This window comes from Providencia huaxiensis (assembly GCF_002843235.3).
GTDB lineage: Bacteria > Pseudomonadota > Gammaproteobacteria > Enterobacterales > Enterobacteriaceae > Providencia > Providencia huaxiensis.
Map to the genome: position 1 here is coordinate 2,390,737 of NZ_CP031123.2, position 26,105 is coordinate 2,416,841.

At 42.2% G+C, this 26,105-nt stretch carries 24 protein-coding genes, 1 other RNA gene and 1 pseudogene; 9 read left to right on the forward strand and 17 right to left on the reverse strand.

All coding sequences use genetic code 11. The features are described 5' to 3' along the window. Positions 1-15 precede the first annotated feature (15 nt). Complete coding sequence (fldB, locus tag CYG50_RS12715) at positions 16-534, forward strand: flavodoxin FldB (protein WP_102137434.1); 519 nt, start codon at positions 16-18, stop codon at positions 532-534. Between the two features lie 110 nt (positions 535-644). On the opposite strand, the gene CYG50_RS12720 is transcribed toward fldB, so the two are convergent. Continuing rightward, entirely contained in the window at positions 645-1,055 is a 411-nt protein-coding gene (locus CYG50_RS12720) for a protein YgfX (protein WP_102137433.1), read from the reverse strand. Beyond that, on the reverse strand, positions 1,036-1,302 hold the full coding sequence (gene sdhE / locus CYG50_RS12725) for an FAD assembly factor SdhE (protein WP_004261864.1): 267 nt from the start codon (positions 1,300-1,302) through the stop codon (positions 1,036-1,038). Before sdhE ends, CYG50_RS12720 begins: the two co-directional genes overlap by 20 nt. Positions 1,303-1,549: 247 nt before the next feature. Between sdhE and ygfZ the strand changes: the two genes are divergently transcribed. From ygfZ to CYG50_RS12740, 3 genes are all read left to right on the forward strand, one after another. Continuing rightward, on the forward strand, positions 1,550-2,533 hold the full coding sequence (ygfZ, locus tag CYG50_RS12730; protein WP_102137432.1) for a tRNA-modifying protein YgfZ: 984 nt from the start codon (positions 1,550-1,552) through the stop codon (positions 2,531-2,533). Between the two features lie 11 nt (positions 2,534-2,544). Continuing rightward, positions 2,545-3,165 carry an HD domain-containing protein gene (locus tag CYG50_RS12735; protein ID WP_102137431.1) on the forward strand — a complete coding sequence of 207 codons (621 nt, stop codon included), beginning with the start codon at positions 2,545-2,547 and terminating at the stop codon, positions 3,163-3,165. Between the two features lie 240 nt (positions 3,166-3,405). Next, positions 3,406-4,302 carry a YncE family protein gene (locus tag CYG50_RS12740; protein ID WP_168222855.1) on the forward strand — a complete coding sequence of 299 codons (897 nt, stop codon included), beginning with the start codon at positions 3,406-3,408 and terminating at the stop codon, positions 4,300-4,302. A 95-nt stretch (positions 4,303-4,397) separates the two neighbouring features. Here CYG50_RS12740 and gcvP read toward each other — a convergent pair whose 3' ends face one another. The 7 genes from gcvP to CYG50_RS12775 form a co-directional block, all read right to left on the reverse strand. Further along, positions 4,398-7,274 carry an aminomethyl-transferring glycine dehydrogenase gene (gene gcvP / locus CYG50_RS12745; RefSeq protein WP_102137429.1) on the reverse strand — a complete coding sequence of 959 codons (2,877 nt, stop codon included), beginning with the start codon at positions 7,272-7,274 and terminating at the stop codon, positions 4,398-4,400. Between the two features lie 317 nt (positions 7,275-7,591). Further along, entirely contained in the window at positions 7,592-7,984 is a 393-nt protein-coding gene (gene gcvH / locus CYG50_RS12750) for a glycine cleavage system protein GcvH (protein ID WP_036958523.1), read from the reverse strand. Between the two features lie 45 nt (positions 7,985-8,029). After that, positions 8,030-9,124 carry a glycine cleavage system aminomethyltransferase GcvT gene (gene gcvT, locus CYG50_RS12755; protein ID WP_102137428.1) on the reverse strand — a complete coding sequence of 365 codons (1,095 nt, stop codon included), beginning with the start codon at positions 9,122-9,124 and terminating at the stop codon, positions 8,030-8,032. Positions 9,125-9,637: 513 nt separating this feature from the next. After that, complete coding sequence (gene ubiI / locus CYG50_RS12760) at positions 9,638-10,867, reverse strand: FAD-dependent 2-octaprenylphenol hydroxylase (RefSeq protein WP_102137427.1); 1,230 nt, start codon at positions 10,865-10,867, stop codon at positions 9,638-9,640. Between the two features lie 26 nt (positions 10,868-10,893). After that, positions 10,894-12,072: a 2-octaprenyl-6-methoxyphenyl hydroxylase gene (gene ubiH, locus CYG50_RS12765; protein WP_102137426.1), complete on the reverse strand. Its 1,179-nt coding sequence runs from the start codon at positions 12,070-12,072 to the stop codon at positions 10,894-10,896. 34 nt (positions 12,073-12,106) lie between these two features. Further along, positions 12,107-13,429, reverse strand: coding sequence for a Xaa-Pro aminopeptidase (pepP, locus tag CYG50_RS12770; RefSeq protein ID WP_102137425.1), 1,323 nt, complete (start codon positions 13,427-13,429; stop codon positions 12,107-12,109). Positions 13,430-13,619: 190 nt separating this feature from the next. Continuing rightward, positions 13,620-14,198 (reverse strand): YecA/YgfB family protein, encoded by a 579-nt coding sequence (locus CYG50_RS12775; RefSeq protein WP_102137424.1) that lies wholly within the window; start codon positions 14,196-14,198, stop codon positions 13,620-13,622. Positions 14,199-14,337: 139 nt separating this feature from the next. Here CYG50_RS12775 and zapA point away from each other — a divergent pair, with 139 nt between their 5' ends. From zapA to CYG50_RS12790, 3 genes are all read left to right on the forward strand, one after another. Then, on the forward strand, positions 14,338-14,667 hold the full coding sequence (gene zapA, locus CYG50_RS12780; protein ID WP_102137423.1) for a cell division protein ZapA: 330 nt from the start codon (positions 14,338-14,340) through the stop codon (positions 14,665-14,667). A 111-nt stretch (positions 14,668-14,778) separates the two neighbouring features. After that, positions 14,779-14,960: non-coding RNA, 6S RNA (gene ssrS / locus CYG50_RS12785), on the forward strand. Between the two features lie 120 nt (positions 14,961-15,080). Then, entirely contained in the window at positions 15,081-15,674 is a 594-nt protein-coding gene (locus CYG50_RS12790; protein WP_102137422.1) for a 5-formyltetrahydrofolate cyclo-ligase, read from the forward strand. Positions 15,675-15,712: 38 nt separating this feature from the next. Here CYG50_RS12790 and serA read toward each other — a convergent pair whose 3' ends face one another. Together serA and rpiA are read right to left on the reverse strand one after the other, a co-directional pair. Further along, positions 15,713-16,963 carry a phosphoglycerate dehydrogenase gene (gene serA / locus CYG50_RS12795; protein WP_004261923.1) on the reverse strand — a complete coding sequence of 417 codons (1,251 nt, stop codon included), beginning with the start codon at positions 16,961-16,963 and terminating at the stop codon, positions 15,713-15,715. Positions 16,964-17,408: 445 nt separating this feature from the next. Next, entirely contained in the window at positions 17,409-18,071 is a 663-nt protein-coding gene (gene rpiA / locus CYG50_RS12800) for a ribose-5-phosphate isomerase RpiA (RefSeq protein WP_102137421.1), read from the reverse strand. A gap of 203 nt (positions 18,072-18,274) precedes the next feature. Here rpiA and CYG50_RS12805 point away from each other — a divergent pair, with 203 nt between their 5' ends. Beyond that, positions 18,275-19,186, forward strand: coding sequence for a LysR family transcriptional regulator ArgP (locus tag CYG50_RS12805; RefSeq protein ID WP_102137420.1), 912 nt, complete (start codon positions 18,275-18,277; stop codon positions 19,184-19,186). Here the strand turns inward: CYG50_RS12805 and CYG50_RS12810 are convergent. From CYG50_RS12810 to CYG50_RS12825, 4 genes are all read right to left on the reverse strand, one after another. Further along, positions 19,183-19,917, reverse strand: a complete 735-nt coding sequence (locus CYG50_RS12810) for an oxidative stress defense protein (RefSeq protein ID WP_102137419.1) — start codon at positions 19,915-19,917, stop codon at positions 19,183-19,185. The genes CYG50_RS12805 and CYG50_RS12810 overlap by 4 nt on opposite strands. Before the next feature lie 152 nt (positions 19,918-20,069). After that, positions 20,070-20,705 (reverse strand): arginine exporter ArgO, encoded by a 636-nt coding sequence (gene argO, locus CYG50_RS12815; RefSeq protein WP_102137418.1) that lies wholly within the window; start codon positions 20,703-20,705, stop codon positions 20,070-20,072. A 224-nt stretch (positions 20,706-20,929) separates the two neighbouring features. Further along, the gene (mscS, locus tag CYG50_RS12820) at positions 20,930-21,802 is read right to left on the reverse strand and encodes a small-conductance mechanosensitive channel MscS (RefSeq protein WP_102137417.1); all 873 of its coding nucleotides are present in this window, start codon (positions 21,800-21,802) and stop codon (positions 20,930-20,932) included. Positions 21,803-21,944: 142 nt separating this feature from the next. After that, the gene (locus tag CYG50_RS12825) at positions 21,945-22,310 is read right to left on the reverse strand and encodes a YacL family protein (RefSeq protein WP_102137416.1); all 366 of its coding nucleotides are present in this window, start codon (positions 22,308-22,310) and stop codon (positions 21,945-21,947) included. Between the two features lie 96 nt (positions 22,311-22,406). Here CYG50_RS12825 and CYG50_RS23140 point away from each other — a divergent pair. Continuing rightward, a pseudogene (locus tag CYG50_RS23140) lies at positions 22,407-22,550 on the forward strand (VOC family protein); the annotation flags it as partial. Between the two features lie 62 nt (positions 22,551-22,612). Here the strand turns inward: CYG50_RS23140 and acnB are convergent. Both acnB and CYG50_RS12840 read right to left on the reverse strand, forming a co-directional pair. Continuing rightward, on the reverse strand, positions 22,613-25,210 hold the full coding sequence (acnB, locus tag CYG50_RS12835; protein WP_102137415.1) for a bifunctional aconitate hydratase 2/2-methylisocitrate dehydratase: 2,598 nt from the start codon (positions 25,208-25,210) through the stop codon (positions 22,613-22,615). Between the two features lie 441 nt (positions 25,211-25,651). Continuing rightward, complete coding sequence (locus tag CYG50_RS12840; RefSeq protein ID WP_102137414.1) at positions 25,652-26,005, reverse strand: VOC family protein; 354 nt, start codon at positions 26,003-26,005, stop codon at positions 25,652-25,654. Positions 26,006-26,105: the final 100 nt, after the last annotated feature.

Sequence of the window (26,105 nt, forward strand, 5' to 3'; positions counted from 1 at the left end):
ATAGTAATAATATATATGAAAATAGGTCTTTTTTACGGTTCTAGTACCTGTTATACCGAAATGGTTGCAGAAAAAATACGTGATATTCTCGGCGATGATTTAGTCACACTTCATAACGTTAACGATACACCGCCGACAGAAATGGAACAGTATGATGTTCTTATTTTGGGAATACCTACGTGGGATTTTGGTGAAATACAGGAAGATTGGCTTGAAATTTGGGAAGCGCTTCCCAATCTTAACCTCGCAAATAAAATTATTGCGATGTATGGGCTGGGTGACCAAATAGATTATGGCGAGTGGTTTCTTGATGCCCTTGGGATGCTCTACCACCAACTGAAACCAACCGGTGCTAAATTTGTTGGCTTCTGGCCAACTGAAGGCTATACCTTTGATAGCCCTAAACCACTCAATGACACCGGTGATATGTTTGTTGGCCTTGCATTAGATGAAGTCCACCAGTTTGAACAAACTGATGAGCGCATCGCACAGTGGTGTGTACAGATTTTTGAGGAAATTGAAGCGTTGTTATAATGCAAGTATGGCGCAAGCTTATATTAGCTTGCTTATTGATAACCCAAAGTGAGGGTTATCTACATACTCTCAGGCTACCCATGCGGTTTATCGCCAGTGATCTTGGTAGCCTAGATATCAGGGTATTGCAGTAATAACTGGTTTAAATTACGCCAATTCTCTTCTGACACAGCATCTTTCGCTATCCATAAATGAACCTTTTGCGGTTTACCTTGCAAAGCTTCTAGTGTCAGCAATACCCCATAACGGCTAAGCCAAGGCGCTTTCAGTATTCTCCACTCATTTTTCTTCCATTGAACCTTATTGCCATTAACCAGTACAGCAACCCCTTTTATTTTACTGATATTTTTCTGGCTCTTTGCCCAACTCGCAACGACAACCACTAATAGCGGCAACCATATCATTGAGTTATCAGGGGACCATGGAGCCAATAGTAAAAACATCCCAACAACCCCATGAACACAGGTTGAGAACAATTGAGTTTTCCATGAAATGGAGAGATTAGATTTCCACAGGACCACGATTTTTATTTTTTTCCTGAATCAGTTTAATCATACGAAAAAGTTCGTCATCATCTGGGCGACCATGATTCATTAACCAATTGAATAAATCAGGGTCCGCACATTCTAATAAACGGACAAATACCTGCTTATCGTGAGTTGTTAGGTCATCATATTCATACTCAAAAAACGGCATGATTGAAATATCTAATTCACGCATACCACGACGGCATGCCCAATGAATTCGCGCTTTATTCTCAATATCCATTCTACTACGGCCTTTTTTGCAGTTAACTGATTAGATTGATTATTTTCCATACTCTAACAGATTATCCGCTAAGAAAACATGTTATAGACTACATTGTTGTAATTTTAGTAGTAAAATACCGTTTTTCTACAAACAGATGATAAAAAACTATTAGATAATACAGCTTCATCATAATAACTACTTGCAATGTTATCTAGCTATTTTACCATTAGGCACCTTTATCTATCAAAGAACAACAGGTGAAATCATGACTAACCACATTGATAGTACACAGCAGTTTCCTCTCGGATCTCAGTCTTTACCACTCGTTTTGATTTCACTGGAAAACTGGGAACTTATTCATCTCCACGGTGCTGATGCAGAGAAATACCTGCAAGGCCAAGTGACCGCGGATATTGCCATACTCACTCAGTCACATGCATTAACAGCACACTGTGATCCCAAAGGTAAAATGTGGAGTGATCTCCGCTTATTCCATCACTTAGACGGTTATTCATATTTATTGAGAACCAGCGTGGCCGATTCACAACTTGCTGAGCTGAAAAAATATGCAGTTTTCTCAAAAGTCACCTTTGAAAAAAAACCGGACCTAAAATTAATCGGGGTCGCAGGTAAAGGTGCAAGAGAAGCGCTGGCAACATTATTTACTGCATTACCTGACGAGCAAAACCAAGTCATTACAGACGGTGCTTCCACAATATTGCATTTTGCATTACCCACAGAGCGTTTTTTGGTGATCACCAACGAAGAAACCGCACAAAAAATGGCTCAAACCTTAGACGCTATTCAAGTTAATGATGAACAATGGCTAGCCCTTGATATCGAAGCGGGTTTTGCCGTTATCGATCAAGCAAATAGTGCCCAACATTTACCTCAAGCCACTAATTTGCAAGCCCTACCTCACGGTATCAGCTTTAAAAAAGGCTGTTATACCGGGCAAGAAATGGTTGCACGTGCAAAATTCCGTGGTGCAAATAAACGCGCGATGTACACCTTGAAAGGCACAGGCACCACTATTCCTGTTATCGGCGAAGGTGTGGAATGGCAGCTTGGTGATAAATGGCGTCGCACAGGAACTGTTTTAGCAGCTATCCGCTTAGGTAGTGGTGAAATTTATGTACAGGTCATTATGAATAACGATATGGAAGCCGATAGCGTTTTCCGTGTTATGGGTGATGAGCAAAGTCACCTAACCATCGCACCATTACCTTATACATTAGAAGAGAATTAATTGGAGTTTTTATGTCATCTGCATTAGGTAGCAAGCCCGTAGAGGTGGTTAATTTTGGGGCTTTTACCGAAGTCGTCCAATTTTTAATGGAATTAGATAAACTCAAAAGCGTTTATCGTAAAAATAAGTTATTGAACCGTGAACGCCAAGAAAATACGGCAGAGCACAGTTGGCAATTTGCGGTTGCAGCAATGAGTTTTGCACCTTATGTACAAGGCATTAATATCGAACATGCGATAAAGCTTGCCCTTGTGCATGACATTGTTGAAATTGACGCAGGTGATGTATTGGTCTTTGATAATGCAGCTCGTGATGCTATTCATGAAGAAGAAGTTAAAGCCGCTAACCGTATCTTTAACTTGTTGCCTAGCCCACAAGCTGAAACCCTTTTAGCATTGTGGAATGAGTACGATGCATTAGAAACGCCAGAGTCTGTCTATGCAAATGCCATTGACCGAGCGATGCCAATGCTAATGAACTTGCACAATCAAGGACAAAGTTGGGTTGAAAATAATATCCGCCTTGAGCAAGTACTCAGTAAGTGTGATTATATCGAGCAAATTCTGCCTGAATTTTATCAGCAGTTAAAATTACAGTTAGAACTCGCCCAACAAAAAGGTTGGTTGTTGTAATTTTCGCCAAAAGCGGCTGAAAAGCCGCTTTATTTAACGTGTTACACTCATCTAATTTATATTGTCCGTGACAAGATATACTTTTCACTAATTCATTATTTTAATTTAAATAATAAACTACTTTATATTCTATATATAATTATTAATCTCGACTAATAAAGAAATATCAATATTAATAACTTGCTAATTATTAATATCACTCCTATCTTTATCATTGAACATTTGCCTGAGAGGTTTAAAATGCAAAAATTCAATGAATATTCAACCCCTTACCTTTTGCTACTAGATGTCCATTCACCCGCAATAATTCAATTCAATAAATCAACACATCAAACAACCCCAATTATCGAAGGACTCGGTGGAACTCCTGACGGCATTGCCATTGACCCTACTAATCGATTAATTTATTGGAGCAATATGGGGGATGATTATGACGCTGACGATGGCTCCATCAATGTGATGAATTTTGATGGCACAAGCAGAAAAATGCTATTAGGCAATGGAAAAGTAAGAACGCCAAAACAATTACACCTTGATTTAGTGAATCAACGATTATACTGGTGTGACCGTGAAGGCGGTATGGTTTCATCATGTCATGTCGATGGTTCTGATTTATTAATCCATGTAGCAAGGCCTCGAGATAAACACAATAACGTAGATATATTAGACCAGTGCGTTGGTATTACTGTTGATGTTGCAAATAACTGGCTCTACTGGACACAAAAAGGCACCGCTAAAGGCAATTTAGGCCGTATTTTTAGGGCACCATTAACACCTAAAACCCAGCAACCAGCCAATCAACGCACTGATATTCAATTGCTCCTTCAAGACCTACCCGAGCCTATTGATTTATTGCTTGATGAAGAAACCCATATTTTATATTGGACAGATAGAGGCGCTGAGCCCGATGGCAATAGCTTAAATTGTGCCAATATTGCTTCTGATGGATTGAGCCATTACAAAGTAATAAGCCGTGGTTTTAAAGAGGCGATTGGGCTCACATATGATAAATCAGCACAACTAATGTATATCGCCGACCTTAATGGGGGTGTTTACCAAGTCGTTATGGAAACAGGCGAAGTGGAAAAACTATATCAAGGTAAAAATTACACGGGTATTTCACAATATTCGGGCTAGAGATACCCATAATAAAGGCTTGATTTCAGTAAACTACCGAAATCAAGCCTAAAAACAGTTAATTCACACTATTTAATGAAAAGCGTGATTTATTCCTACATATAATCTTCAATCGGTACGCACGAGCAGTGTAAATGGCGATCACCATACACATCATCAAGGCGTTTAACCGCTGGCCAGTATTTATTCGCTTTCGTTTGTGCTGTAGGGAACACGGCAAGCTCACGGCTATAACGATGTGGCCACTCCCCGGCTAACTCTGTTTGCACATGAGGCGAATTCACCAGAGGGTTATCTTCGAGTGTCCATTGGCCTTTCACTACTTGGTCAATTTCATCGCGTATAGCTAACATCGCATCAATAAAACGGTCAATTTCCGTCATACTTTCAGACTCAGTCGGCTCAATCATTAATGTCCCTGCGACAGGGAAAGACATGGTTGGCGCATGGAAACCATAATCAATTAAACGCTTAGCAATATCGAGCTCACTAATACCGGTATCTTTCTTTATTGGGCGCAAGTCAACAATACATTCGTGAGCCACATAACCGTCTTGCCCTGTATATAAAATGTCATAACGACCAGAAAGGCGCTTAGCAATATAGTTCGCATTTAAAATAGCCACTTGGCTAGCTTTACGTAAACCATAAGAGCCCATCATACGAATATACATCCAGCTAATGGGCAAAATTGATGCACTACCAAATGGAGCCGCAGATACCGCACCTTGGTCGGTTAACATTTCTTGCTCAACCACAGAATGCCCCGGTACGAACGGTGCCAAGTGTTTTTTCACACCAATAGGCCCCATACCAGGGCCACCACCGCCGTGAGGGATACAGAATGTTTTATGTAAATTCAGGTGAGAAACATCCGCACCAATAAAGCCCGGCGTTGTTAACCCAACCTGAGCATTCATATTTGCGCCGTCAAGGTATACTTGGCCACCATATTGGTGAATAATTTCACACACTTCACGAATACTTTCTTCATATACCCCATGTGTCGATGGGTAAGTTACCATCACACAAGAAAGTGCTTCGCTATGTTGCTGAGCTTTTTCACGTAAATCCGCTAAATCGATATTACCTTCATCATCACAACGCACTACCACCACTTCCATACCTGCCATATGCGCAGAGGCCGGGTTGGTACCATGAGCAGAAGCCGGGATCAAACAAATATTTCGTTCCCCTTCATTGCGACTTTCATGATAACGACGAATAGCCAACAAACCTGCATATTCACCTTGTGCTCCTGAGTTAGGTTGCATACAAACCGCATCATAACCGGTCAATTGCACTAACCAATGAGAAAGCTGCTCTATCATTTGGTGATAACCTTGAGCCTGCTCAGGTGGGCAGAATGGGTGTAACTCGCCAAATTCAGGCCACGTAATTGGGATCATTTCCGCTGCCGCATTGAGCTTCATCGTACAAGAACCCAGTGGGATCATCGCTTGATTTAAGGCTAAATCTTTGCGCTCTAAACTATGCATGTAGCGCATCATTTCGGTTTCACTATGGTAACGGTGAAAATTTGGATGCGCTAAAATTTCATCATTACGTAACATAGTGCTTGGGATCGCTTGCTCTGTCGCTGAAACCGATTGGTCTAGTTTTTCAAAATCCAACTTAGTTTCAATGCCTGTGATCACCGCAAATAATTCATTTAAATCTTGGCGAGTCGTGATTTCACTAAACGTCACGCCAACTGCACCACGAATATCAGTGCGTAAATTCACTTTAGCTTTCTCAGCACGTGCTAGCACCGCTGTTTTGTCTGCCACTTCAATACATAATGTATCAAACCAGGTTTTATGACGTGAAGTAACCCCTGCGTCTGCTAATGCTTTGGCAAAAATAGAGCTGAAGCGATGGATACGCTCAGCGATCATTTTCAGCCCTTTTGGCCCATGGTAAACCGCATACATGGCGGCAATATTGGCTAACAACACTTGGGATGTACAAATATTCGAGTTCGCTTTTTCGCGACGAATATGTTGCTCACGAGTTTGCATCGCCATACGCAGCGCGGTATTACCTGCCGCATCCCGTGAAACGCCAATCAGACGTCCCGGCATTGCCCGCTTAAACTCATCACGACAAGCAAAGAATGCTGCATGTGGGCCACCGTAGCCCATTGGTACACCAAAACGTTGAGCTGAGCCGAATACAATGTCAGCGCCCTGCTTACCCGGAGCAGCTAACAGCACAAGAGCCATCATATCTGCAGCAACGCAGCTGACAATTTTGCGCTCTTTTAGTTGAGCAAATAGCGAACTGTAATCATGGACGTTACCTGTCGTACCGACCTGTTGAAGTAGCACACCGAAAACGCCTTCGTGTTCCAGTGCTTTCTCTGCGCTATCCACAATCACTTCAAAACCAAAAGTCCCCGCACGTGTGCGAACAACATCTAGGGTTTGCGGATGAACATCATCTGCAACAAAGAAGCGTTCTGCATCTTTCAGTTTGCTGATCCGTTTTGCCATCGCCATGGCTTCCGCTGCCGCAGTAGCTTCATCCAATAACGACGCAGAAGCGAGGTCTAAGCCGGTAAGGTCGATAGTGACCTGTTGAAAATTCAATAATGATTCTAAACGGCCTTGAGACACCTCCGGTTGATATGGCGTATAAGCGGTATACCAACCCGGGTTTTCTAATAAATTGCGCAAGATAACTGGCGGAAGCACTGCGGGTGCATAGCCCATACCAATATAGCTTTTGTAGCGCTTATTGAGTGATGCTATCGCTTTTAATTCAGCTAAAGCTTCTTGCTCAGTTGCTCCACCACCCACTCTTGGCGGTTCTGCAAGCAGAATGGCTTTGGGGACAATTTTGTCCATCAAGGTATCTAATGACGTTGCACCCACGGTGTCTAACATGGTTTTTAATTGTTGTTCTGATGAACCAATGTGGCGCGAAATGAATTCTGAACGGTTTTCTAATTGACTCAGTGACATCGACATATCTGTGTTCCCATCCTTTGTCTGCTATGCATAAGTTGTAGGGCGGCTATTACGGAACTTGCGAGATAACGCTTAAAATCAATAATATTGCGGTTGTTTCTTGTTTCTTGTTTCTTACTAATTATATTTGTTCAACCCTCTAAATAGTTCACCTTGTGACTAGGGCGAATGAGCGAAGCCAACACCGCCACAAGATGAAATATGACGAGGTTGTGGCTAGGCGGCAAGCAAATGAGACCCTAGGAGCATACATCAGTATGTGACTAGGGCGAGAGAGCGAAGCCAACACCGCCACAACACAAAATATGACGAATAAACTATTCTTCGGCTTCGATCATAGAGGTATACCCCGCCGCATCAATCAAATCCGCCAGCTCTGCGGTATCTGATGCCTTAATACGGAAAATCCAACCTTCTTGATACGGTTGTTCATTCACGAGCTCTGGTGCGTCATTCAACTCACTATTAACCGCCACAATTTCTCCACTCAGTGGTGCGTAAATATCGGATGCCGCTTTAACTGATTCGACGACTGCAACGTCATCGCCTGCACTTACCGCAGTACCCACTTCGGGTAAATCAACAAACACCATGTCACCCAACGTCTCTTGCGCATGTTCGGTGATACCAACTGTAAATTCACCATTACCTTCATCGCGCAGCCACTCATGTTCACGGGTGTACATTAATTCTTTAGGTGTATTGCTCATCACTAGCCTCTCAATTTTTAAATTTATTAATTAGATTCGCCCAAATTACACTAAGCAGTTACCTTCACGGACAAAGCCCGGTTTAACGACTTCAACTGGCATTTCTCTTTGTCTGATTTCAACAATTGCTTTGTCTTGAATTCCGTTCGGGACACGCGCTAACGCAATACTAAAACCTAGGGTTGGCGAGAAAGAGCCACTGGTTATCACCCCTTCTTGTAGTTTCCCCAGTTCATCAGTAAAGCGGACAACTTGCCCTGCACGCAGTATACCTTTTTCACGCATCACAATACCGACAAGTTTTTCAGTACCTTGTTCGCGTAATTTTTCCAATGCTTCACGGCCAATAAATTGGCGATCTTCGGGTTTCCAAGCTACCGTCCATCCCATATTCGCGGCTAATGGCGAGATTGTTTCATCCATATCTTGCCCATATAGGTTCATACCCGCTTCAAGGCGCAAAGTATCCCGTGCCCCTAAGCCCGCTGGGTGAACCCCTGCCTTGAGCAACTTATGCCAAAATTCAATGACTTGCTCTTTAGGCATGGCAATTTCATAACCTTTTTCACCCGTATACCCAGTGGTTGCAATGAATAAATCCCCAGTTTGAACACCATAAAAGGGTTTCATTCCTTCGATGGCGCTGTTTTGTTCCGAACTGAGTAACGAATGAACCTTTTCTGGCGCTTGCGGCCCTTGAACAGCCAGTAACGCTAAATCATCGCGGACACGAATTTCAACCGCATAACCTTTAGCATGCTGTTCAATCCAAGCGAGGTCTTTATCACGTGTTGCTGAGTTTACAACGAGGCGATAAAAGTCATCAGCAAAGTAATACACAATCAGGTCATCAATAACACCACCAGAAGCATTCAGCATACCTGTATATAAAGCTTTACCTTGTTCTGTGAGTTTATTGATATCGTTGGCGAGAAGGTAACGCAGAAAGTCACGACAGCCTTCGCCGTGTAAATCGACAATAGTCATATGGGAAACATCAAACATCCCTGCTTCGGTTCTGACAAAATTATGTTCATTGATCTGTGAACCATAATGCAACGGCATCATCCAACCATGAAAATCGACCATTTTTGCACCGCAGGCTATATGTTCATCATATAGTGTTGTTTGCTTTACCATGAATACCCTCTTTACATTATTAATATGACAGGGTGATTGCGTGGTGAAAATTACCCATCTACAACAAAATACCTTGGTAATTTTAACCCAACGCAAACGATAACTTTTTAAAAACCTACCACTGTTTGCTGTTCTATCCTATAAAAAAAAATAGGGCTACCATTCCTCTGTATTACTGATTGCGCTCTGATTTTGCCAGCGCTTTTTGTTAAATAATTGAGAATGATCACTCAAAATCCTTACATACAGGGTCAAATGGCGCAAAATATAACCAAAAACAGAATTTGAATGATAGCTCTGCCAATAAAACCCATCACAGCAATATAAATAAAACTAATGCGAAAAATGAATGTAATTAGTTTTTTTCAGTCATGAAGGAAAGGGAAAGTTCCGCTTTTTATACTAAAACGTAATAATAAGAATTATTTTTATGCAGAGTTCAATAATGACGCTCTGTATTTTGATATAAGAAAAAGGCACAATTTTATGAACTGTGCCTTTTGAGAAAAGGATTTAGAGGGCGTCTTCGACTTGTAATTGTTCCAACCACTTAGGCATATCAAATAGCCCCATCGCATGGTTTAATAATTGCGGTTTAACCCCCGGCAAACTGTCCGCTAAGACAAGCCCAATATCACGGAGCAATTTCTTCGCAGGGTTATTACCATCAAACAACTCACGGAACCCTTGCATACCCGCTAACATCAGTGCTGCACTGTGTTTACGGCTGCGCTCGTAATCACGCAAGTATAAATATTGACCAAAGTCTTTACCTTCACGGTGCAAACGTTTAATTTCACCGATTAGCATGGCGACATCCATAAACCCAAGGTTAACCCCTTGGCCTGCTAATGGATGGATGGTATGTGCCGCATCCCCTAACAGCGCTAAACGTTGAGCCGCAAATTGCCTTGCATAGCGCCCCGTAAGAGGAATAGTTAATCGGTCACTTTCAACTTGGCAAAGGCCAAGGTGAACATCAAGCGAAACCGCCAGTTCTTTATTAAAATCAGCAGGTTCTAAAGACTTGCGCCTTGCTGCTTCAGTAGCCGGTTGAGACCAGACAATCGAACAAAGATGTGGGTCACTTAATGGTAAAAATGCCAAAATACTTTCGCCATCAAAAGCTTGGCGAGCAACGCCTTCGTGAGGTTTTTCAGTTCGGATCGTAGCAACTAACGCGGTATGTTCATAATCCCAAAAGGTTAATGGGATATCTGCATGGCTACGCAACCACGAGTTTGCCCCGTCAGCCCCCACAATTAACCGCGCTGTTAACATGTTTTCATCATCTAATGTAATGAAAACATCGTTTTCCCCCCACACCACTTTTTTAATCGTTGCGGGGGCTAATAATGTCACATCGCGAAGTTGCGATGCTTTTTGCCATAGGGCATCACGTACAACATTGTTCTCAACAATATGCCCTAAATGCGTTAGGTTACGTTCTTGAGCAGTAAACGTAATTCGCCCAAAACTGTCGTTATCCCAAACTTCCATGCCATTATAAGCAGAAGCTCGCATTCCTTTAATGGTTGACCATACACCTAAGTGGGTCAGTAACTTCTCACTTGCCGCATTAATGGCAGATACCCTTAATGCATGTGGCTCTGCTGCACTGAATGGCACCTGCGGTGGATGATTTTCAATGACCGCAACACGTAGCCCACTCCCCTCAAGCCCACAAGCGAGCGCTAACCCAACCATACCACCACCGGCGATAACCACATCAAATGATTGCATATTTTTTATTCCTCTTTATTTCGTGGTTATTGGTGTGCAACCCAGCCCAATGTTTGGCGAGCCAAAACATCACGAGCTGGTGGCAACATTTCCATTGCCATTAAACCTAAGTTACGCCCGACAATAAGCGGTAAACAGCGATTCGCAAATAAACGAACCAAACCGTCGGTTATCGTAACCGTTTTGTCTCTATCTTGTACCCGAGCTTGCTGGTATTGGCTTAGTAGCGAATAACGACCGATATCTTGCCCCTTCGCGTTTGCCTCTACCACAATATGAGCCAATTGCATCACGTCACGGATACCTAAATTAAAGCCTTGCCCCGCAATAGGATGCAGGGTCTGAGCAGCGTTCCCCACTAACACGACTCGGTGACTAACTGGGTTAAGCGCTTTACGTAATACCAGCGGATAACAATGACGCTTACCGGCCATGACGATTTCGCCTAGCCGCCAGCCGAACGCTTGCTGTAACTTACTAATAAATGTTTCATCATCCCACGCATTGATGTCTTCGGCCTGCTCCTGATGATGGCACCATACTAAAGAACTGCGCCCTTGTGACATGGGTAATAATGCCAAAGGACCGAATTCAGTAAAGCGCTCAAAGGCTTGACCTTTTGGGTCAATAGCAGTTTTCACATTGGCAATAATGGCCACTTGCCCATAATCGTCCTGTTGCCATTGCATATGACAGGCTTTGCCAATCGCAGAATGGCTGCCATCCGCAGCAATCAGTAATTCCCCAGTCACCTTATCTCCATTATCCAAGGTGACCGTAACGGCATCTTGTTCACGATGAACATTTTCTACTTTTGCAGGGCAATAAAGAGTGACTCCGGGCGCTTTACGTAACAATGAAAACAGACGGGCGCCCGCTTCGTGTAGTTCAATAACATTGCCTAGAGCATCGATCTGATAATCATCGGCAGCGATATTCACAAAACCAGCATGGCCTCTATCAGACACATGAACATGATTAATGGGGGTCACGCAATCCGCTAAAGCGGACCAAACGCCTATTTTTGCTAATGACTGGCAAGTACCGTGGGCTAACGCAATCGCACGTGCGTCGAATCCCGGATGTTTGCCATCAGGCAAAGCGGCCTCGATTAGTGAAACCGATAATTTTCCTTGGCTAAGGGATGATATCGCCAGTGCTAATGTTGCACCCGCCATACCGCCCCCCACGATGATCACATTCATGCGTTGTTTATTACCTTTCTATGATGACTGATATCTACCCTAAATTGTGCGTTGCAGCCGCCATTAGAGCTTCAATTTCATCAGGGTCTTTCACGACTAAATCCGTTAAGTTTTCATTTCCGTTTTCGGTGATCACAATATCATCTTCGATACGTACACCAATACCGCGATATTGTGGCGGCACATCTGCATCTGGAGCAATATATAAACCAGGTTCGACAGTTAATACCATCCCCACTTCAAGTATACGGTCTCGGTCTGTGCCGTAAAAACCTACGTCATGTACATCTAACCCTAACCAATGACTTAAACCATGCATAAAGAATGGATGATATGCTTTGTTTTCGATCAATTGATCCACATCGCCTTGTAAAATTCCAAGTGCGACCAGGCCTTCAGTTTTGATACGAACAATTTCACGAGTCACTTCATGGATACTGGTTCCCGGACGATATAGCGCTAACGCGGTATTTAACGCCTTAAGGACGATATCGTAAATTTCTCGTTGTGCTTGGCTAAATTTGCCATTAACAGGGAAAGTCCGTGTGATATCCCCTGCATAACCTTCAAACTCTGCACCCGCATCAATTAAGACTAATTCGCCATCCTTCATTAGGCTCTCATTTTCGGTGTAATGCAAAATACAGGCATTTTCACCACTACCTACAATGGAGTTGTACGAAGGAAAACGTGCACCATGGCGAGTAAATTCATGTTCTAACTCACCACAAAGTTGGTATTCATACATATTCGGTCGGCAAGTTTCCATAGCTCTGACGTGTGCTAGAGCAGAAATTCGCCCAGCCATACGCAGGGTATTAATTTCTTCTTCCGACTTAAATAAACGCATTTCATGGACAATCGGCCGCCAATCGACCAATGTTTGTGGCGCTCGTAAGTTACGACGGCTACCTTTACGTAGAATATCTAAGGCATCAAATACCAATTTATCGGCATAGGCAAACTCACCTTGTGCATGATAAACCACGTCGAGGCCATTTAGTAATTGATAAAGTTGCTCTTCTATTTCATTGAAAGGTAACGCTTTATCAACACCTAATTTTTCAGGTGCGGCGTCTTGCCCAAGGCGGCGACCAAACCAAATCTCAGCAGTTAAATCACGGACACGGTTAAAAAGAACAGTATGGCTATGTTTCTCATCGCTTTTAATCAGGACTAATACAGCTTCTGGCTCACTAAACCCCGTTAAATAAAGAAAATCGCTGTGTTGACGATACGGGTATTCGCAATCCGCATTACGTTGTGCTGAAGGCGCAGAGAAAATAATTGCTGCACTGCCTGATTGCATTTGAGCCAATAATGCATTGCGACGAGAAATAAATTCCTGTTTATTCATACCGTTTTTGCCTTATTATCAGAATAATTAGATTGCTGAATATATTGCTTGTGTTTAACCAATCACATAGCAACATACACTGGCGAAATGACTTAAATCTGGATACATCACGCTTTCAAGCACTTAATTTATCAATAATAAAATATTGATTGATAAAGTTAAGTGCTTTGAAAACTCACATTAATAGAAATTAATGAAGAACCGGTTTATCATTTTCCACGGCTGTTGGGCCTTTAGTCGGCTCAATCAACGCAATGTAACATAATTGCACCGCCACCCTGACATACTCAACCACTTCTTCTAACGCTTGCTCGAGTTCTTCTTGGTCTTCGTCTTCGTCATAACCAAGCATACCAATATTGCGTAAATCTGTGATAACCTCGCTTATCTCTTTTTTATCAGCCAGTTTCGGTTGTGTAACACCAACACCTAATAAAAAGTGATTTACCCAACCAGCTAGCGCATCAGCATGGTCAAAAACAGAAGCGTCTTCGTCAGGAAATAGCATAGTAAATGCAAATTCGCTGTCATCAAGTGCTTCGAATGTGGTATCGAAGAGCTCTCGCAGTGGCTGCGAAACCGTTTGTGGAAACGCTAAGCCATCGTTAGCAAGGTCATGGACCAACGTTTGCCAGCTATGGTCACGGCCCCCGCCACAGATCAACCCAGTTATTAGACCATGGATCTCCGCAGCAGTAAGTGCGATTGAGTGCTGTTGCAGTAATTTGTCCAGTGATTCATAGTTTGGTAAAGATTTTTGTATAGACATCTGAATTCGTCATGTTAGCTTATGATTCGTGATATGCTACCATCAAGGATAGCCGCTAGACCAGTATGCTTTTGTCTTATCTATTAATTGCGCCAAATATGATGTATTTACGGCGAGTATTATTCAGTATGGAGGTATAATGTCCGCACAACCTGTCGACATCCAGATTTTCGGGCGCTCAATGCGAGTCAATTGCCCAGCAGAACAAAAAGAAGCCCTTCTTGAGTCGGCTAAAGAATTAGAACAACGCTTGCAAAATCTGAAAGATAGAAGCGGTGTGACCAACACGGAACAACTTATTTTTATTGTAGCATTGAACGTCTGTCACGAATTAGCACAAGAAAAGACAAAAACGCGTGATTATGCTTATAATATGGAAGAGAAAATAAAAATGTTGCAGCTCACAATCGAACAAGCGTTGCACGATCAGGTGAAAATTACTGAGAGGCAGGTATTGCCCCTAGAGTAAATCTGCTTATTAATCAGACACTAGTAGAAAAAAATATACAAAATTAAGGTTGCATTTTAAATCTAGTTTCGTACAATGAAATCACTGAGTAACGATAAGTTCTCAAACCAAATTTCTCTGAGATGCGCGTGAGTGGGCGAGTCCCCTGAGCCGATATTTCAACTAAACAGAATGTGGTTATGGCGCTGGTGAGCATGCCTGATTCGCTCAGGAAGCCTAAAGGTTGCTAAACTGCGTTCACCTTGAACCAAGGGTTCAAGGGTTACAGCCTACAACGGCATCTTGGAGACCCCCAATTAAGTTCCTGCTTATTTTTCATTTGTTTCCTACATAACCTCTCATCTTGCGATATACTTTAAGTAATTTACTTTCTTGGTTAACTGTTTTTTATCGCATATACAACAGGTTATCACATGCAAGACTCCCTCTCGACACAACGCCAGCAGGTACGTCAAACAATCCGTCAAGCACGTCGTCAATTAAGCGCTCAGCAGCAATATGACGCAGCGGAACAACTCATGCATAATGCATTAAGCCACCCAAAAATTGCACAAGCCAACACTATTGCTTTGTTTCTTTCTTTTGATGGCGAAATTGACACAAGGCCACTCATTCATGCGCTCTGGGCTGAAGGTAAACAAGTCTATCTCCCTGTTTTGCACCCCTTTAGTCGCCACCATTTATTGTTTCTTCACTATCGCCCCGATAGCCAACTCGTTAAAAATCGATTTAATATTGATGAGCCACCGCTTGATGTCAGAGATGTGCTACCACTCGAAAAATTGGATATCATGCTTATCCCATTAGTGGCATTTGATACTCAAGGGCAACGGTTAGGGATGGGAGGTGGGTTTTATGATAGAACGCTTGCTAATTGGCAACAAACCAGGTTTTATCCCATTGGCCTTGCCCATAATTGCCAACAAGTAGAAAAACTCCCCATAGCTCATTGGGATATTCCTTTACCCGAAATTATTACGCCGCAAAAAATATGGCGCTGGTCATAAACACCCGCGCCATCATTTCACACACTTTTTAGCGTTACTTAGAACAGTAAACGCGCACGAATGGTTCCAGGTAAATCTTTTAATTTCTGGAGTGCTTCATCTGTTTGGTTTGGCGTTTGCATTAATACATCAATAACCACATAACCTACGTTGCCTGATGTACGTAAGTACTGGCCGACAACGTTAATGTTATTTTCCGTGAAGACTTGGTTTATGCTATTCAAAATACCTGGACGGTTTTCATGAATATGCAAGAAACGGTTGGTATCTTCAGTATGCACTGGCAAAGAAACTTCAGGAAAGTTAACCGCAGATAATGTTGAACCATTATCTGAATACTTAGCCAGTTTACTTGCCACTTCTAACCCAATATTTTCTTGAGCTTCTTCTGTCGAGCCCCCAATGTGCGGTGTTAAAATCACATTGTCGAACTTAATCAATTCAGAGATAAATGGGTCATTAGGGTCATTGTTCGCAGCGGGTTCACTTGGGAATACATCCACCGCAGCACCTGATAAATGCTTGCTTTCCAACGCGGCTGCCAGTGAAGGGATATCCACGACTGTTCCACGTGATGCGTTAATGAATATAGAGCCAGGCTTCATACGGTCGAATTGTTCTTTAGCAAACATATTCTTCGTACTTGGGGTTTCAGGCACATGTAAGCTAACCACATCGCTCATGTTCAGAAGTTCAGTTAAAGAACGAACTTGAGTTGCATTACCTAAAGGCAGTTTGTTTTCAATATCATAGAAGAAAACATTCATACCGATACCTTCAGCTAAGATCCCTAACTGAGTACCAATGTGGCCATATCCAACAATCCCAAGACGCTTACCACGCGCTTCAAAACAGCCTTTAGCTTGTTTTTCCCAAATACCGCGGTGTGCTTGCATATTGGCTTCAGGAATACGACGTAGTAAAAGTAATAATTGGCCTAATACCATTTCTGCAACGGAACGTGTATTTGAAAATGGTGCGTTAAATACAGGGATACCGCGTTTTGCCGCAGCATCTAAATCAACTTGGTTGGTGCCAATACAAAAGCAACCCACTGCAACGAGTTTTTCTGCTGCAGCGAAAATTTCTTCAGTAAGATGAGTACGGGAACGGATACCTACAAAACGTGCATCTTTAATCGCTTCTTTTAATTCTTCGTCGGATAACGCACTTTTGTGATATTCAATGTTGGTGTAGCCCGCGGCTTTTAAGTTATCAACCGCACTTTGGTGCACACCTTCTAGCAGTAAAAATTTAATTTTGTCTTTTTGCAAAGATACCTTAACCATTTCCCTACCCTATCGTGAACGTACTTAAGATTTATAACAGATGAACCTATGTGTTTGCCTAACATAGCTCAAGAGAGATAACATCCATCTACCTTGAGCTATGAAGCGTATACCAACATAGCAAAAAATAGCGCAGTAGCAATACAACCGTTTGCTTAATGGATGCTAAAAAGCGCGAAGAAAAAGAAGTAAAATGGTAGAAAATCAGGGGTGGTAACACAAAATAAGGATTTTTCCTGTACAATGCCTATTTGTGTGAGATATATCACCAAAATAGCCAGACATTAAAAAAAATAAAATAAATTTCAAATTGATGATATTTATAAAACTGGTTAATTAATTTAGCTTCTATCAAATCATAGACTAATGACAAAATACCAGTAAAACAAAAAAACCAGCGGGTATAACTCCACTGGCTTATTGGAATAATTAAATATGATATAGATTATAACTTGATGGTTTTAACGCCTTCGTTTGCAGTCCCCATCAATACAACATCAGCACCGCGATTGGCGAATAACCCAACGGTCACAACCCCCGCAATCCCATTAATCGTATTTTCTAATGCCACAGGGTCAACGATATTTAAATTATGGACATCTAAAATCACATTGCCGTTGTCTGTAATCACATTTTGACGGTACTCTGGCGTACCACCCAGTTTAACCAATTCACGTGCCACATAGCTACGCGCCATTGGGATCACTTCAACAGGCAGTGGGAATTTACCTAGTACATCAACTAACTTAGATTGGTCAACGATACAGACAAAGGTTTTTGCAATTGCGGAAACAATTTTTTCACGTGTTAAAGCCGCACCACCGCCTTTGATCATATTCATATGGTGGTCAACTTCATCAGCGCCATCAACATAAACATCTAATGAATCCACTTCATTACAATCAAATACTGTAATACCCAGTGATTTTAATTTTTGAGTTGATGCTTCTGAGCTTGATACCGCACCTTCTATTTGGCCTTTCATTGTGGCTAATGCATCAATGAAGTGTGAAGCCGTTGAACCCGTTCCAACACCAACAATAGTGCCCGGTTTTACGTAATCAAGTGCTGCCCAACCTACCGCTTTTTTTAATTCGTCCTGAGTCATACTCATGCCTTTTAAGATTTAATTGAGTCGTGATTAAGGTTATTAATAACTAGTATATACCGGACACCCAATAAGTTGCAGCTTTGTTCGCTGTATTTATGTCACGGTTCTTGGGATTTACGCCACAACAATAATATTTTTAAGTGTTGCGTGTAAAAATATGGCATAGTGCTTGGTAGAATAACAACAAGGAGATTTTTTTGATGAAGCGCCCTGACTATCGCGCATTACAAGCACTGGATGCCGTTATCCGTGAACGCGGCTTTGAGCGTGCGGCTCAAAAGCTCTGCATCACGCAATCTGCTGTGTCACAACGTATAAAGCAGTTAGAAAACCTGTTTGGGCAACCACTACTTGTGCGTACCGTTCCGCCGCACCCAACTGAACAAGGGCAAAAACTGCTAGCACTGCTTCATCAAGTTGAATTATTAGAAGAGCAATGGTTAGGTGATGAAAATAGTGGCTCAACCCCGTTGTTACTCTCACTTGCCGTCAACGCTGACAGCTTGGCAACTTGGTTTCTTCCTGCCCTAAACCCTGTATTAGGCAATAGCCCTATTCGGCTAAACATTCAGGTTGAAGATGAAACACGGACTCAAGAACGTTTAAGACGCGGCGAGGTGGTCGGCGCTATCAGTATTCAACCCCAAGCCTTACCGGGTTGTTTAGTCGATAAACTTGGCGCACTGGACTATATTTTTGTTGCGTCACCTGGCTTTGCGGCAAAATACTTCCCTGATGGTGTGACTCGCTCTTCGTTATTAAAAGCACCTGCGGTTGCTTTCGACCATCTAGACGATATGCACCAAGCCTTCGTACAACAAAACTTTGGTTTGTCACCGGGCAGTGTTCCATGCCATATCGTGAACTCCTCGGAAGCCTTTGTGCAGTTAGCGAAACAAGGTTCTACCTGCTGTATGATCCCACATTTGCAGATAGCCAGTGAATTAGCGAATGGTGAATTGGTTGATTTAACCCCGGGGTTATGTCAGCGACGGATGCTTTACTGGCACCGCTTCGCACCTGAAAGCCGTACAATGAAAAATGTGACTGACGCCCTATTAAAAACGGGGCGCCAGATGTTAAAACAAGAAGATGAACCCGCAAAAAGCTAGCGTTTTAATTCAAATACCACATCGACTTGGTCATTAAAATCAATACTCTGTTGTTCATAGGTCTCATCAATCTTGAGGTCTTGAGCAACAGAGGCTTTCATCGCCCCACCATAATTTCTTTCAGCCATTGGGTATGGCACCGCGGCTGGCGCATTATAGTTAATGCTATACACAGGACCTAACTGGACATTAAAGCCTTTTGCTAAGATATTGGCTTGTTCTGTCGCATTTTTAATCGCTTGAGACCGTGCTTCATCACGATACTGTTGCGGGTTAGCCACACCAAACTGTACTGAGTTGATTTCATTGAGACCTGCGGCTAAAGCACCATCTAACAAGACATTAAGTTGGTCTAATTTCTTCACTTCCACTTCAACAGAACGTGTTGCCGTGTAGCCTTCGATGGTTGATTTTTGCTTCACGCTACTGTAATCATATTTAGGCTGAGTTCGCACATTTGCCGCGTTGATATCTTCTTTTTCAATGCCATTTTTCTTAAGAAACTCAAAATACTCTGCAACTCGCTTATCGACGCCAGCTTTCGCAGCTGCCGCATCTTTTGCAGTGACTGTCACAAGAATGTTCAGCGTCGCCATATCTGGAGTCGCTTTCACTATTGCATTACCCGAAGTTGTAATGTGTGGGCCATTGGGTAACGGGTCAGCCAAAGACATGGTAGGAACCGCAGCACCTGCTACCATCGCAGCTAAAACTAAAGATTTTAATTTCACAGAACCTCCCAAGAAAATTATTTATCGCTAAAAAAGGGATAATTGGTAATAAACTATCCCTGAGCTCAATTTAACAGTAACACATGAAACAAAAAGTACAGTCAGAATAATGAGAAATTGAACTTTATTGCTTGTCTGTTGAAGATATATTGTTATTGAGAAATCAAACCGAGTCCCTTAAGCCCCTGTATCGCAAGTTGAAATGCAATAAACCACATCACACTCCCCACGAAAATGTTAATAATGCGCTGTGAACGCGGTTTATTTAACACAGGTGAAAACCAAGCAGCAAGTATCGCCAATGCAAAGAACCACACAAATGACGCCGTTAGTGCTCCAGCCGTAAACCAAGGTCGTAACTGGTTTTCTAGCTGTCCACCGACACTACCTAGAACCACAAAGGTGTCTAAATAAACATGAGGATTCAGCCAAGTGACGGCAAACAGTGTAACAATCACTTTCCACCTTGTGATAGCCCGGCTTTCCGTTTGAAGTATGACCTCATCAGGGCTGAACGCTGTACGAAACGCACCATAGCCATACCACATAAGAAATGCTACGCCAGCCCACGTGATCAATTGCATTAATATTTCAGACTGGCTGAGTAAAGCACTGCCACCAAACACACCTGCGATAATTAAAACGGTATCACTTAAAGCGCATAATAATGCACTCATTAAATGAAACTGCTTTCGGCTTCCTTGCTGTAAGACAAATGCGTTCTGTGGTCCTAAAGGTAATATCATTGCAGCACCTAATAGCGCACCCTGTAAATAGATCGAAAACATGTATTAATTCCAATTTTTTATTCAATTAATATGCATGAATATTAGCGATAAAAAGTTATTAGTGGAAATGATTAAGTCTAATAGGTCATAAGTATCACTTATAACCAAAAATGCATCGGTAAGAAAAATATCGGGGTGGAAATATAGGAGTGAGAAATGAATAAGAGCCCATCGAAGACAGGCTCTTATTTTCAGTGAAACTGCTGAATATGACTTTCTAAATATTACTCTGCAGCATCTTGCTTGATAGGCGCATTTTGCTTATGAACATGAACATCCATTTGTGGGAATGGGATACCAATATTATGTTTGTCCAGAGCGCGCTTAAACTCTTCTAGCAAATCCCAATATACAGGCCATGCATCACCATTAGTGGTCCAAAAACGCACTAAATAATTTAATGATGACGGAGCCATATCATGTAAACGGATAGTGACGCCTTTAGCATGCTGAATACGGCTATCCGCAGCGACGATATCACCTAATACTTTTTTCACCACATCAATATCAGAATCATAAGCAACACCCACAATAATATCTTGACGGCGATTAGGCTCACGACTGGTATTAATGATGTTATCAGCAATTATCTTCCCATTAGGAATAACAATAATACGGTCATCTGCGGTTCTTAACGTCGTTGAAAATATTTGTACATTTTGCACTGTGCCTTCAACAGCACCGATTGAGACATACTCCCCCGCTTTTAGTGGCCTAAATACCACCAGCAACACACCTGCCGCAAAGTTACCCAGCGAGTTTTGTAATGCTAAGCCAACAGCTAAACCGGCCGCACCCATTACCGCGATCACAGAAGCAGTTTGTACGCCAATTTTCCCTAATACCGCAATTAAGGTGAATGCAACAATGGTATAACGTGCTATCGCTGATAAAAAGTCACTGACTGTTGAATCAATACCTTTCATGGTCATCACGCGATGTAAACCACGCCCGACCCATTTTGCAATCATCATCCCGACAATCAAGATAACAATTGCAGACACGATATTCACAGCATACTGAACTAACAGATCTTGGTTTGCCACAAACCAATTCGTTGCATCATTCAACGCGCCTGTAACATCATCAGTATTCATATATATATACCCTTTAGGATCCAATTATCAATATTAACCCCAACCAGTAAATCTTTAAAAAAACGTTTAATGGTTGGCCGTACATTGCAAATAATAGCGATGATTCATTAAAACACAAAACAAATCACTAAATAAAATTATTCTATCTATTTTCTATAACAAAAATTCGATAATCCTTTAGCATTAATAAGAAGTCATCAGTGCCGCAAAATGCAACACTTTCATTATCATAATAACTCATTCCTTCTTCCAACCCTTCAGTTTCAAATGATAATTGGTTGGCGCGGATCATCACTTCTTCATCATCAAGCAACAATGTATATTCGTGGCCAATAAGCTCCCATTGTTTTTCACTGCCTTTGATTTTTTCGTAATTTTCTTCAATAGCATCTAACAGACTAAGGTCATTTTTGACCTCTTCATTAAGCCAATATCCAATAGCCTCATGATCCATCGAGAATTTAGCGGAGATAGCTCCGGTGATATCTTGGAAAAATTGGTAGTCCATATGCAGTCCCTCTACTCTTGCGTTATTGACGCTAGTATAACGCGAGTCAAACCGCTTTGTTGAGAGGTATTACCAACAGAAAAAATAAAATTGAGTAATGACGTGCAAAAGCATATTGAACAACAAGGTATAAAAATTATCGAAGAGCCGGTGAATCGGACTGGTGCTACTGGAGCAATTAGATCTATTTACTTACGTGATGTCGATTTAAATTTAATCGAAATTTCTGAATATATTTAGCGAATACACCCAATTAAAAAAGGCCCCTAACATTAGGAGCCTCCATAATTAATATTACCTTATTACACGGCTGTTTGGAAAATCACGCCATCCGCTTTTTCGGTATATTGTGATAACTGGTCAAAGTTCAAGTAACGGTAGGTATCCGCTGCTGTTTCATCGACCTTATCCATAAATTGCAGATATTCTGCTGGTGTTGGTAAACGACCTAATAAAGAGGCTACCGCTGCCAGTTCTGCTGATGCGAGGTAAACATTCGCACCTGTCCCTAAACGGTTCGGGAAGTTACGCGTTGAAGTGGAAACGACCGTTGCTCCATCAGCTACACGTGCTTGGTTACCCATACACAGTGAACACCCTGGAACTTCAATACGCGCACCACTCTTACCAAAGACGCTGTAGTAACCTTCTTCAGTTAATTGTGCTGCGTCCATCTTAGTTGGTGGCGCAACCCATAAACGCGTTGGTAATTGGCCTTTGTGGGAATCCAATAACTTACCTGCTGCACGGAAGTGGCCAATGTTTGTCATACAAGAACCGATGAAGACTTCATCAATTTTCTCGTTTTGCACATCAGACAATAAACGTGCGTCATCTGGGTCATTTGGTGCACACAGAATTGGCTCTTTGATGTCATTCAGGTCAATTTCAATGACTGCTGCGTATTCCGCATCTGCATCACCTTCTAGCAGTTGTGGATCCGCTAACCAGCTTTCCATCCCTTTGATACGGCGTTCAATAGTACGACGATCACCATAGCCTTCTGCTATCATCCATTTTAATAGAACGATATTCGATTGCAGGTATTCGATAATTGGCGCTTTATCTAATTTGATAGTACAACCCGCTGCTGAACGCTCTGCTGACGCATCCGCTAATTCAAACGCTTGTTCAACTTTCAGCTCAGGCAAACCTTCGATTTCTAAGATACGGCCAGAGAAAATGTTTTTCTTACCTTTTTTCTCTACGGTCAGTAAACCATCTTTGATTGCATACAGTGGGATTGCATGAACAAGGTCACGTAATGTGATACCCGGCTGCATTTCACCTTTAAAGCGAACCAGTACTGACTCAGGCATATCCAGAGGCATTACCCCTGTTGCTGCAGCAAATGCGACCAAACCAGAACCCGCAGGGAATGAAATACCAATTGGGAAGCGCGTATGGGAGTCACCACCTGTACCGACGGTATCAGGTAATAGCATACGGTTTAACCAAGAGTGAATAATACCATCGCCTGGACGCAGAGAAACACCACCACGGTTCATGATGAAATCAGGTAAGGTATGGTGCGTTGTGACGTCAACAGGCTTTGGATACGCAGCAGTGTGGCAGAATGACTGCATAACCAAATCTGCAGAGAAACCAAGACAAGCCAAGTCTTTCAGCTCATCACGGGTCATTGGGCCAGTTGTATCTTGTGAACCTACAGAGGTCATTTTTGGCTCACAGTATTCACCAGGGCGAATACCTGGGCGACCGCAAGCACGACCAACCATTTTTTGTGCTAATGAGAAACCACGGTTGCTTTGTGCAACGGATTTCGCGTGACGGAATACATCTGTTGCTTCTAAGCCCAGAGATTCACGTGCTTTGCTGGTTAAACCACGGCCGATAATCAGTGGAATACGACCACCCGCACGGACTTCGTCAATCAGCACATCTGTTTTTAATTCGAATGTTTCGAGTAGCTCACCCGTTTCATGGTTACGCACTTCACCTTTAAATGGATAGATGTCAATTACATCACCCATATTCAGTTTAGAAACGTCCACTTCAATTGGTAATGCGCCCGCATCTTCCATTGTATTAAAGAAGATGGGTGCAATTTTGCCGCCCAATACTACCCCACCGCCACGTTTATTTGGCACAAATGGAATATCGTCACCCATAAACCATAGCACGGAGTTAGTCGCTGATTTACGAGAAGAACCAGTACCGACAACGTCACCCACGTAAGCTAGTGGGAAACCTTTCTTATTCAGCGCATCAATTTGCTTGATTGGGCCAACATTACCCGCATCGTCTGGTTCAATACCATCGCGTGCGTTTTTCAGCATTGCTAATGCGTGTAATGGGATATCTGGACGTGACCATGCATCAGGAGCTGGCGATAAGTCATCTGTGTTAGTTTCACCAGTCACTTTGAACACAGTTACGGTCATTTTTTCAGCTAACGCAGGGCGCTCTTTGAACCACTCGGCATTTGCCCATGATTCAATAACTTGTTTCGCGTGAACATTTCCCGCTTTCGCTTTTTCTTCCACGTCGTAGAAGTTATCAAACATCAGTAAGGTGTGGGAAAGTGCTTTAGCGGCGATTGGCGCAAGTTTTTCGTCATCCAACGCTTCAATTAGTGCATGGATGTTATATCCGCCCTGCATAGTCCCTAGCAGTTCAATGGCTTTTTCAGGGGAGATAAGAGAAGAGGAAGTTTCGCCTTTAGCTATCGCGGCTAAAAATCCAGCTTTTACGTACGCTGCTTCGTCAACACCAGGGGGGACGCGGTTGGTCAGCAGGTCTAACAGGAAATCTTCTTCACCTTTGGGTGGGTTTTTGAGTAACTCTACCAGTGCAGCTACTTGTGACGCATCTAATGGCTTAGGGACAATCCCTTGAGCGGCACGCTCGGCTACGTGCTTACGGTATTCTTCTAGCACGACGTTCTCCTCGCTTCATTGTAATTTGTATACCCGGCTGTCTGCACCATACTGACAAAATTATCATCCGGTGCCAGGTCAGAGGAATTTGCTCGCATAATCTCAATGGCGGTAAAATTATGCCCAGCTTCGGGCGATCAGCATAGCAGAATTTAAACGTAATGTTAATTCATTCACAAGAAAGCAACATTTAACTACTAACTTTACGCCTTAACACTTCATTACTGGTTATTTTTCAGCTTAAGATACTATTAATCATCGTAAAATGCCGAAAAAACCATACTTTTTATAATGCATTTTAAAATTTAAAGCACCCTAATTAGTGCCTTTTTTCATCAGCTATCACAAATTATATTTTTTATCGCAATTTTATTTATATTACTAATTGATAAGGTAAATCATTGCGATTGGTTTTAATCCTTTTAAAGGTTTTAATGGATTTTACCGCCCTTTTAAACCAATTAAATTGCCAAACGGGTCTTCAAGTTGGCACATTCGGTTGTTACCATCTATTAACATTGGCCCGCGGTACAGTTTTGCCCCTAGTTGAGTGAAATGCTCAAAAGCCAAATCAAAATTATCGACTTGCCAATACAATACCGTTCCTTTTTTCCCTTCACTGACTTTTTTATCCGCTTGCACCACCTCTATCGTGAAGTCTCCGACATGCAGTAAGGTGAAATCAAATTCAGGCAAGTATTCTGCCTTTGCTTGTGGAAAAGCTTGCTGATACCAAGCCAAACCTGCTTGAACATCAGGGACATGAATTAAAATTGCAGTGGGTTTTAGTTCCATAGCGCTTTCTTATTAATAGGTATTATTTTGTTTTAGCTTACACCAATGATTGAAAGTTAGTAAATGTAGATAAGGTGTAAACAATGGCCAAACCAGCGAT